6 protein-coding genes and 2 pseudogenes are annotated in these 9,673 nt (G+C 57.9%); 2 read left to right on the forward strand and 6 right to left on the reverse strand.

Annotated features, from left to right (window positions below):
- The 6 genes and pseudogenes from JCM12296_RS29300 to JCM12296_RS29325 form a co-directional block, all read right to left on the reverse strand.
- Window positions 1-1,282 (reverse strand): annotated as a pseudogene (locus JCM12296_RS29300) (hypothetical protein); the annotation flags it as partial.
- A gap of 655 nt (window positions 1,283-1,937) precedes the next feature.
- Entirely contained in the window at window positions 1,938-2,144 is a 207-nt protein-coding gene (locus JCM12296_RS51640; protein ID WP_479690887.1) for a hypothetical protein, read from the reverse strand.
- Between the two features lie 4 nt (window positions 2,145-2,148).
- Window positions 2,149-2,550: a hypothetical protein gene (locus JCM12296_RS40435; protein ID WP_172684166.1), complete on the reverse strand. Its 402-nt coding sequence runs from the start codon at window positions 2,548-2,550 to the stop codon at window positions 2,149-2,151.
- A 14-nt stretch (window positions 2,551-2,564) separates the two neighbouring features.
- Window positions 2,565-3,251 carry an N-acetylmuramoyl-L-alanine amidase family protein gene (locus tag JCM12296_RS29315; RefSeq protein ID WP_054700425.1) on the reverse strand — a complete coding sequence of 229 codons (687 nt, stop codon included), beginning with the start codon at window positions 3,249-3,251 and terminating at the stop codon, window positions 2,565-2,567.
- 61 nt (window positions 3,252-3,312) lie between these two features.
- Window positions 3,313-5,559: a M6 family metalloprotease domain-containing protein gene (locus JCM12296_RS29320; RefSeq protein ID WP_054700426.1), complete on the reverse strand. Its 2,247-nt coding sequence runs from the start codon at window positions 5,557-5,559 to the stop codon at window positions 3,313-3,315.
- 40 nt (window positions 5,560-5,599) lie between these two features.
- Complete coding sequence (locus tag JCM12296_RS29325) at window positions 5,600-6,265, reverse strand: hypothetical protein (RefSeq protein WP_054700428.1); 666 nt, start codon at window positions 6,263-6,265, stop codon at window positions 5,600-5,602.
- Between the two features lie 463 nt (window positions 6,266-6,728).
- On the opposite strand from JCM12296_RS29325, the pseudogene JCM12296_RS46155 reads away from it, so the two are divergent.
- Both JCM12296_RS46155 and JCM12296_RS41075 read left to right on the forward strand, forming a co-directional pair.
- Window positions 6,729-8,258 (forward strand): annotated as a pseudogene (locus tag JCM12296_RS46155) (two-component system sensor histidine kinase NtrB); the annotation flags it as partial.
- Window positions 8,259-8,367: 109 nt separating this feature from the next.
- A partial coding sequence (locus tag JCM12296_RS41075; RefSeq protein ID WP_177342741.1) for a sigma 54-interacting transcriptional regulator occupies window positions 8,368-9,673 on the forward strand: 1,306 nt, incomplete at its 3' end.

Below are 9,673 nucleotides of genomic sequence, written 5' to 3' on the forward strand. Positions count from 1 at the left end.
GGCCGTCGGTCTTGGCCCACGTGCCGGCGGCGAACGCGCTCGGCCCGACCAGAAGGGTGGTCGGCACGCCGGGATTGGTCTCGGCGTTGTAAAAGGGATTGGCCACCTTGGCCCAGGGGTAATAAACCACGGCGTACGTCTTGGGTTTGAAGCCGAGGTCGGTGACGCTTTTTTCGGTGGTGAATTCGGCGCCCACCGGCGGATCGATGATCACCATGCGGCTTTTCATCTTCTCCGCATGGGCCACGGCGGCATCGATGATGGCCTGTTCGCCGACGGTGTTCCAGGTCTGGCCCGGCAGACAGAGGATGCTGATGTCGCGATATTTTTCGAATGCGCTGAACACCGCATCATAAGCGGCCTTATCGGGCAGGGTCCCGTCCGAGCCGCCGCCCATGGAGACTTCATCCGCCGCGCCGGACAACAGCTGGTTCAACGCGGCCTGCCCGGTCAGCTCGGTGCCGTCGTTGGCCACGCCGAGCAAAAGATCGATGGAAGCATCGGTGCCGTCGCCGGGTCCGGTCACCACCACCGCCGATGCCGGCAGGCGGGTGCCGGAGGTCAACACCAACTGATTGCCCAGTGCCTGGCAGGTAAAATTCTCAACCGCCGGGTTGACCACCACAACGCCGACGACCTGGGTTTGAATCAGTGCCGCGACGTCGGCCAGGGTGCTGGTGTTGTCGAAGGCGTCGGCCGCGAAGGCGACGGGCCGGGCCGTGGCATCCACACTGACCGTCAGGGTCTTGTTGTTCAGGACGCTGAAATCGCTGACGGTGCCAAGATCCTGGCTGGTGCTGGTCCCGAGCAGGTAAGTGGTGACATCCTGGACCGCCACCCGCACCCGCGCCGACGCATCGTTGACCTTGCTCTCGATGAAATCGGCGGCGCCCGCATCCGCCACGGTGAGGTCGGTAAAACGCTCGAGTTCCTTGAATTCGCCGTCATCGTCCAAGACTCCGATTCTCAAAGTAAAATACGTCGTGCTGTCCGCCTTGGGTGCGAAACGCAGCGCCAGCGCATTGCCCCACGCCCCCGGGTTGGCGGCGACAAAGCGAATGATCTGGCTGTTGTCGTCGGGATTGAGCAAAAACCCCTCGGCCGTGTCGGCGCTGTCGTCCTGGGTCACGCGCACGATATAGGCGGCGGTGCCCCCGTTGAGGAAGAAGTTATACACGGCAAACCCCATGGGGTCGCCCTGAGCGGACTTTCCGGTGTCGCGCAGGCCGCCAAACTGCTCATCGTAGGTGTCCCATTTGTAAATCAGGGTGGGCTGGGCCATGGGCCCCTTGGTGGCGTACCCGACGAAGGCGGCCGTCGATGTCCCGACCCCCTCGATCGCTTGACGCCGCTGGGAATCTCCTCAACATAAACTCCCGGGTGTAGATAGCTGGGCATAACGTTCTCCTTTCAGTCAAAAAAGAGAATAGGGTTTTTGGCCGGGCCCAAGCGAACCCGCGCGTGTTTGCATCCCGAATGCACCTCAATTGGCGGTTGACCATGCAGGGTCAACCCTGTTCCCGAATTGAAACCGTTGGCGTAACGCCCTTCCGGGTAACCCTTGGCATCCGTGCCTTGGGGAAAAGAAGTCCGCGGCATCGATTCCTCGGCGATGAATGGGTCGCGAAAACGCCATTGATGGCAGAAGGCAATCGATGTCGGGTTAAACCTGCACGGCTGGAAAGGAGCACCGGACACATTTTCCGGTAAAGAAAAGCGCTATCGATCAGCACATCAACAGGCCACCGGATCATACGGTGGGCCAATGGGATTGTGGTTCGACTGGGTTTCTTGTCGACGAGCGAATGTCTTATTTTAATGATGTTTTCACAAACCGTCAAGCAGTGTTCTCACAAGGCGATGGACCAACGGCGCGTCATTCCCTTGGGATGAATCAAACCACTCACCAGGGCCATCGATACCGTCGATCAACGAAGCTACCGCTTGCTGAAAGGGAAGGGATCGCAATCCTGATTGTCCGGGCCACACGCCTCGTTCATCCAATCATAAAATACGCGGGGATCCCCCTCGATGGCATATAAGACCTTTTTGATGGCCGGAAACTGCCGCAAGGTATGCTCTACCTGCGAATAGAAGGCAGCACTGCCACAGCTTGACGTAGCGGCGGATAAAATCTGCCGCATGTCCTTAAGATCCAGGTAGGCGATTCCATTTTCGACACGGACGCGCTTGAGCAAGCCCGCCGTTTCGTCCGAGAAAAAACGACCAATACCCCGCTTCCGATTCTTTGGGCGTGGGACCTCGAAACAGACTGCGCAGTGTTGCCGTGACCCGATCGGGCGTCGCCGGCACATATCTTTCGACGGCGAAGGTCGCCGCACAATCCGTAGGGTCGGTCGCTAAACGTTCGTTGTAGAAATAGACCTTAACCGCTGCAACCGCCTTGTCTCCGGCAACACCCCGCTTGGAAGTACATCCCGAGATGAGCGTGACAAACACCAGCACCGTCACCGTCACCAAGGTCATGGCACCGAGATTGGCGCACCACGTCTTGCTGGCGGCAACGGGTATTCTGATGGGAACGACCATGGCGCAACCTGCCTTTACTCGGGAATGGACAACAGATCGCGACCCGATGACCAGGTGACCACCGCATCCTCGTCGATCCGCTTTTCAAACAACAGCGTGTCCCCCTGCATGACCCGAACGGTCCGGCCTTCGGCTGGAGCGTCGGCAGCGAGCAATAGCGCCTGGGCTTTTTCCAATACCTTTTCGGCAAAATCGGCCTCGTTTCCGCCGCCGGCAAGAGGCGCGCCACGGTCGTGGGGACTGCTATCTTTGTACTTGTGTCCGACGCTGAAGGCAATCAACCCACCATCGGGGAAAAACCGGCGAATGCTCTCAACCAGGATCCGTGCCAATGCCGACTGCCCGTTTTCGCTCCTGATGATTTCCGCGTGTTGGGGGTTGCTGGCAAATAACGGCTCCAGCAGAACCGCCGGCATATCGGTATGCTTGATGCTGCCGTCACCGCGACCGCCAAACCCGCCCACCTTGATGCCGTTATCCCCGCCGACCGGAATGCCGAAGTGCTCGGCAACCTCCCTGGCATACCAGCGTCCCCAGTTCTTGCTGGTTGTTGACGCATTCGATCCGGTGATCACCACGGCATAGTTGGACGTCGCCGTAAAGCTGTTGAAATGGTGCTCCACATAGGCCACGGCCTTGTCCTGGTTGGCATCGTTTTGACGCTTGAAATAATCGCCTTTGTAGAATTTTACCGTGTACATGTTAAAGCCTCCCTTTCCCAAACAGGGTTAAAAGCGAACCATGAAAAAAATGTCGCTTGTTCTAACCAATCATCTTAAGCGATAGTGCCCAACGATTCAACTTGCCCTGATCATATCGAGCCAGATCGCGAACGTGCAAACGCCAGTCGCCTTGGATCTCCTCTCCGATGAACGTCTTCAATGCCGGTGTCGTTTGCATGGAATAGACCTGGCGGATATCATCCGCGGAATCGCCATTGTTGTCGCAGATCAATGCATGCCCTCCCCGCGGACTGATCAGCTCAATGCGCAGATCGCCGCGATAGGTGTGCGAAATGTCCACATCCACGGAAAGGGCCGCCAGGGTGCCCGTTTCGCTGATGGAAATAATGCTGGCAATGCCGTTCTCATCCATATCCGGAATGTCCGAGTTCGGTTCCACCGACCCGGTGACCACCTGTTCGACAGATTCAAAGTCGATGGTGAGTCCCCATTTGTCGAGACGGCCGACGTCGTCTTTCAACAGATCGCTGGCCCGCAGTTTCCACTCGCCCTGGATATTTTCGCCGGCCAATTCGGCAAGCGGCGCAAACAGATCGGAATTCAGATCGAGGTGCAGATTGTCCAGGCTGCCCCCCTTGTCACGGTGCAGGTCGACGCTTTTTCCCGACGGCGACGCAAGACGAATGTACAGGTCACCACGATAGGTGTGGGTAATATCCACCGTCACCGCGATTTTTGACAGCCGGCCGGGCTGGTTGATCCACAGCGCACTGGCCACGCCTTCTGGGTTGTTATCGGGAATGATCAGATCGGCCACGATGGTTTCGGAAACGCGGCGCGGCGGATCGATTTCTCCGGCGGTAAAAATGATCATGCCCTCCGAAGGCTGGACGTCTGAAATCAACATCCCCGAGGGAGCACCGTCCCATTGCTTGGCATTGGGAACCGTTGTGTCCGCCAGGGCAACACCGTCGCATCGAGCATACAGATCACCCGCATCGCCGCCCTCGGTGCTGCGTTCGAGATCGAGCCGGCCATCGGCCTGAACCAGCGCACATTGAAAATGCTTGTCAGGCGTTCCGTCCTGATATTCGTTGGAGCCTCGGGTGTCGCAATGGTAAATCGCGAGCCCGGCGTCGGGAAGGTACGCGTCCAGACCGTTCTGCAGGCGATTTTCGACGATGAAGTATTCATTCGCCTTGTCGGTGCTGTACCGCAACAGCGTGCCGTAATCCGCCTGTTCAACCCGATATTCCCCGGCCCGGTTGAGCGAAATTTCCCGGGTACACCAGCCGGCCAGATCCCTCAGGTAGGCGCAGATGGGGGAAGGCGTCTTGCCGCCGTTGAGATGATTCCCCCAGCTCATCAAGCAGTACTGCCCCAGGCCGCTGCTCTTTTCAAAATCACCGTCGCGTTCGCCGTAATCGTACAGGTCCGGAAATCGGCACAGCATATGCCCCGATTCATGGGCGAAGGTGCCGATGCTCAGATCGATACGGTTGCGGCCCAGACTCTGGATGGTGTAATAGTTTGTCCGGTGTCCGCCGATACGCAAATTCAGTTGCGCGTTGTGCGGCCACAAATCGCCGGCATACATGCTGCGACCGGCATACATGACGCTCAATGCATCGATGAAACCTTCCCCGCGGGAATCGAATGCGGCCGGATCCAGATGGTGTTCGCTCATGGCAAGCGCTATGGCTTCGGGCACCAGCAAATTGTTGATGTAATAGCTTTGCTGCTGGCTGAGTCGCACGGGGCCCACGACCTGATTGGTATAGGTCAGCCTCCCGGACGACATCATCTCGTAGTACTTGCGAACCGAGCAGTAATTGCCGTGCGCCGAAAAATTGGGGTCGTTGAGCATGGCCGTCACATCATCCGCGGTGATGGACGTCTCAAGGTCGGGGAAATCGACCAGGATGGTCAGGCCCCTGACTTGTCCGATGGGCACCTGCCGTCCGGCCAGCAAACCGCTGTTCGGGCCGTAGGTACGCATGACGTTGGAGGCGGCATTCAGGAAATTCTCTTTCAGACGCAAGGCCGTGTAGCGCTGGTTGAACTTCTGGTTGCGCACGGGGCCACTCTCTTTCAGGCTGCGCCGCAACCCGGACGGAACCGGCTTGCTGACCGGCGCACCGCTGGAGACGAAATGCCCGTTGTCCAGAGCGGCATAACAGTATTTGCCCAGATCCAGATCATACACCACCGTGTAACCTTGCAGGGTTTCATAGCGGGCATAAAACTCGTCGCCGAACACGCGCAGCTCGATGTCCGGGCCATTTTGCTGACCAAATATCAATGTTTCTCCGAATATTGCGCTCATGGGAATGCCTCCTTTTTACTTTGTGCTGTAATTACGGACCTTACACATTCCAGTCGGAGGGGTTCGCGGTGTTATACCGCGATATCTTCTTTTCAGAATCTCCTTTCAATTGATAATAGGAATCCTTGTAGATCTTCCATCGGCAGAGATCGATCGGTGTCACCTCGGAAGCATTCACGGTTCCGACGGCACCCGATTTCTCAAGGCCGGCCGCAACTAGTTCCGAACAAAAAAACTTGCTGAAATCTTCCCTGTTGTATCCCGGGCCGTGGGCACCGAACGGAAGGGTATCCAGTGCATCCAGCGCAGATTTGATCGCCTGGGGCGTATCGTATTTTTTCCTGCTTTTGGCCTGGTTGAACAAAAAATCATAAAATGTTTTTTGATTGAATCGACGGGTTCGAATTTCCTCGCTCAGGGGAAGCCACCACAACTCTCCTTCATAGGTATCCAATCGATCACTGAACCTTGAAACATGTACGCCATTGAACCCATGCAGCGATGTTGACTCGATAATCTGATTGAAGAATTTATCCGTATCGTCATCGGTAACCTTTGTTTGTAGAATTACACCCACGTGGGAAACATCGGAAAAGGTGGCAAACTTGATGATTTCCGAAAATTCTCCCTTTCCCCCAAAGGCGATCACATCGCCAGCCTGCATTTTTGACCGTGCCTTTTCATAGGTCATCTGAATTACGCCCATCTTCCTCTCCTTTCGCATATTGAAATAGTCCGGTTTTGTGCGGCCTTTCTCTTTCGCGCCCATTCGAATGAGATTTTTTTACATTGCCGCAAATAGATATGATTGTACTTACACGACCCATCCAAAGAAGAAATTTTCAAAAATTAAGGTCAATCGATCAGCAGTAGTTGAACCGATCACATTGGAGGCAGACGGACAATCTTAACATGAGGCGGAAATCAGCGTTTATAACGGTGGTATTGGTGTATCTATAATACGTTTAGTCACCCAATGATGTGACTGGCGTCACATAACATTTCATAACAAAAAAAAATGTAATTCACATCACAATTGATCTATCGTGCTGCGTTCCCTATGATATAGATTGATATGTCATGAACTCGACAACGGGTGAGGCCAACACGGTTTAATCATCTGCACGCTGACTGAATCATCCACACAGCCGGGGAGCGAACAGACCGCCATGACCACCGACGACTGGTCCGTGCTGATCATCGACGATGAACGCGATATCCGCGAAGTCACCGCCCTGACCCTCATGGATGCCGGCTACCGGGTGGAGACCGCGGTCGATGGCCTGGATGGCCTGGCCTGTTGTGAGACCTTCGCGCCCCAGATCGTCATCACCGATATTCGCATGCCCCGCATGGATGGCCTGCAATTCCTGGACGTGGTCAAACAGCGTTTTCCCGATACCGAGGTGATCGTCACCACGGCCTTCGGTGAAATGGAGACCGCCATCCGGGCCCTGCGGCTGGATGCTTCGGACTTCATCACCAAGCCCATCCATTCCGATGCCTTGATGGTGGCGCTGTCACGGGCCACCCACCGCTTCGCCACACGCCAACAGCTCAAGGACTATACCCGCCGGCTGGAACGGGGTCTCGACCAGACGACCCACCAGCTGGAAGAAACCGTCGCCTACCTGCAACGGCTCATCGAGAGCTCCATGGACGGTATCTGCGGCTGCGATGCCGACAACCGCATCATCACCGTCAACCAAAGCATGGAAACCCTTTTCGGGGTCGACCGCAGCCAGCTCATCGGCCGACGCAGCCTGGCGGATTTCTTTTCACCCGAGGCGTACCGGCGTCTTGAAAGGGATCTGGTTGGGCCAGGCCACGGCGGTCCGGGCCGGCTGATGCTCTACGATACCCGTCTGAAGGATCAGGCGGGTCAGGCGGTGCCGGTGCAGTTGGCGGCGACCGTGCTGTCCGATGCGGATCAGCCGGCCGGTCTGGTCTGTTTCTTCCGTGATCTGCGCCGCATCCATCGCCTGCAGCAGGAAATGGCCGACCAGGCGCGCTTCTTACACCAGGACAAGATGATGTCCCTGGGCCGGCTGGCCGCCAGCGTGGCCCACGAGATCAACAATCCCCTGGCCGGAATTCTCAACTACGTCCGCCTGATGCTGCGCACCTTGCAAAAAGGCCCCCTGCCCGCCGGCAAGCAGGCGCAGTTCGTCGAATACCTGTCGCTGGTGGAGACCGAGACCGACCGCTGCGCCAAGATCGTTTCCAGCCTGCTCACCTTTTCGCGCAAGTCCCCGATCACCACCGGCCCGGTGGCCATGGATGAGGTGCTCTCCCGCAGCATCGTACTGGCGGGCCATCGTCTGGAGCTGGCCAAGATCAGCCTGCAAGCCCATGTTGCCGATGATCTTCCGCCCATCGAGGGAGATGCCAACCAGTTGCAGCAGTGCCTGCTCAACCTGATTTTCAACGCCATCGACGCCATGCCCGACGGCGGGACACTGACCCTGAGTGCCGGCGTCGACAAGCCCGCCGGCGTGCTGAGGCTGACGGTGGAGGATACCGGACACGGCATCCCGCCCGAGGACATGGGGCATATTTTCGAGCCCTTCTTCAGCACCAAACCGGAGGGCACCGGCATCGGTTTGGGGCTCGCCACCACTTACGGCATCATCGAACGCCACAGGGGCACCCTGTCGGTGGAAAGTACGCCCGGACGGGGAACCGTTTTCACCATCCGGTTGCCCCTATCCCGGCCGACGATCCCCCCCCCGGATCACCATCATGAAAGCGTCTTCCCGTCCAACCCGGCAATGGCTGGGTATCCGCTGCGATCATTGGCTGGACGTCATGGACGAACTCAACATCGGTGCCTTTGTCGCCGACAGTCGGCGCCGAATCACGGCCATCAATCTCAGCGCCCAGGCACTCTTGGGATTGCGCGAATCGGAAGTCGTCGAGCGCGACTGCCGCGAGGTTTTTACCGGCGTTCCCTGCACCATGGAATGCGTCCTCAACCACCCGGACGCCCATGCCCCCCGCGATCCGGACCTGGAGGTGACCGATGAAGAAAACCGGCGGCACCTGATCACGCGCATGGCCATACCGATCACCGACGGACAGGGATCCATCGCCGGTTGCATGACCATTCTCCAGGACCACTCCCCCATCACGCAGCTCATCGACCGCCTGCACTATGAGGAGCGCCGCCTCACGAACGTGCTGGACAATCTGGACGTGGGCATCTTTTCCGTCAACCGCGGCGGATTGATCAATTTCTTCAACCGCGCGGCCGAAACCATTTCGGGTTACGACCGTCATCAGGTTCTGGGCCAGTCCTGTACCAAGCTCTTCGCCGGCGAGGCCGCAACGGATGTCTGCCTGCTGAAGACGTGCATCGCCACCGGCAAGGCCCGCAACGGCTGCCAGGGCACCATGATCGACAAGGATGGTGTCCGGGTGCCGATCCGCGCCACCTATCTGGCTTTGAGAAACGAAAAGAACGTGATTATCGGCGGGCTGGCAACCTTTCAGGACATGACCCTGGCCCAGCAGCTCGACCAAGCCATCAGCGACCGCCACACGTTCCACCACATGATCGGCAAGGACCCGGCCATGCATCGTATCTTCGAGATGGTCTCCGTGGTTGCGCCCACCAATGCGACCGTCCTGGTGGAAGGCGCCACGGGTACGGGCAAGGATCTATTGGCCCGGGTAATCCATTCGGCCAGCCAACGGGCCGCCAAGCCGCTGGTCAAGGTCAACTGCGCCGCCATCCCCGAGAATCTGATCGAGTCGGAAATTTTCGGCTACGTCAAAGGGGCCTTTACCGGCGCCGAGCGCGACAAACCCGGACGTTTCTCGGAGGCGGAAGGCGGCACTATCTTCCTCGACGAGATCGGCGATCTGCCCATCGCCCTGCAGGCCAAGCTCCTGCGCGTGCTGGAAGACCGCGAATTCTACCCGCTGGGCAGTCGTCACACGCGAAAAGTGGATGTGCGCATCATCTCGGCCACCAACCGCAAGCTTGACGAATTGGTCGAGCGGGGTCTTTTCCGCCAGGATCTCTACTACCGGCTCAACGTCATGCGCATCGAACTGCCGCCCCTTTCGGCACGCCGGGGCGACCTGCCCCTGCTCATCCGCCACATCGCCC

It is taken from the genome of Desulfosarcina cetonica JCM 12296, assembly GCF_001311845.1.
GTDB lineage: Bacteria > Desulfobacterota > Desulfobacteria > Desulfobacterales > Desulfosarcinaceae > Desulfosarcina > Desulfosarcina cetonica.

Coding starts and splice junctions, on each gene's coding strand:
- JCM12296_RS29320 (WP_054700426.1), bottom strand. CDS start 5,559: ATGAGCGCAATATTCGGAGAAACATTGATATTTGGTCAGCAAAATGGC.
- JCM12296_RS29325 (WP_054700428.1), bottom strand. CDS start 6,265: ATGGGCGTAATTCAGATGACCTATGAAAAGGCACGGTCAAAAATGCAG.
- JCM12296_RS51640 (WP_479690887.1), bottom strand. CDS start 2,144: ATGCGGCAGATTTTATCCGCCGCTACGTCAAGCTGTGGCAGTGCTGCC.
- JCM12296_RS40435 (WP_172684166.1), bottom strand. CDS start 2,550: ATGGTCGTTCCCATCAGAATACCCGTTGCCGCCAGCAAGACGTGGTGC.
- JCM12296_RS29315 (WP_054700425.1), bottom strand. CDS start 3,251: ATGTACACGGTAAAATTCTACAAAGGCGATTATTTCAAGCGTCAAAAC.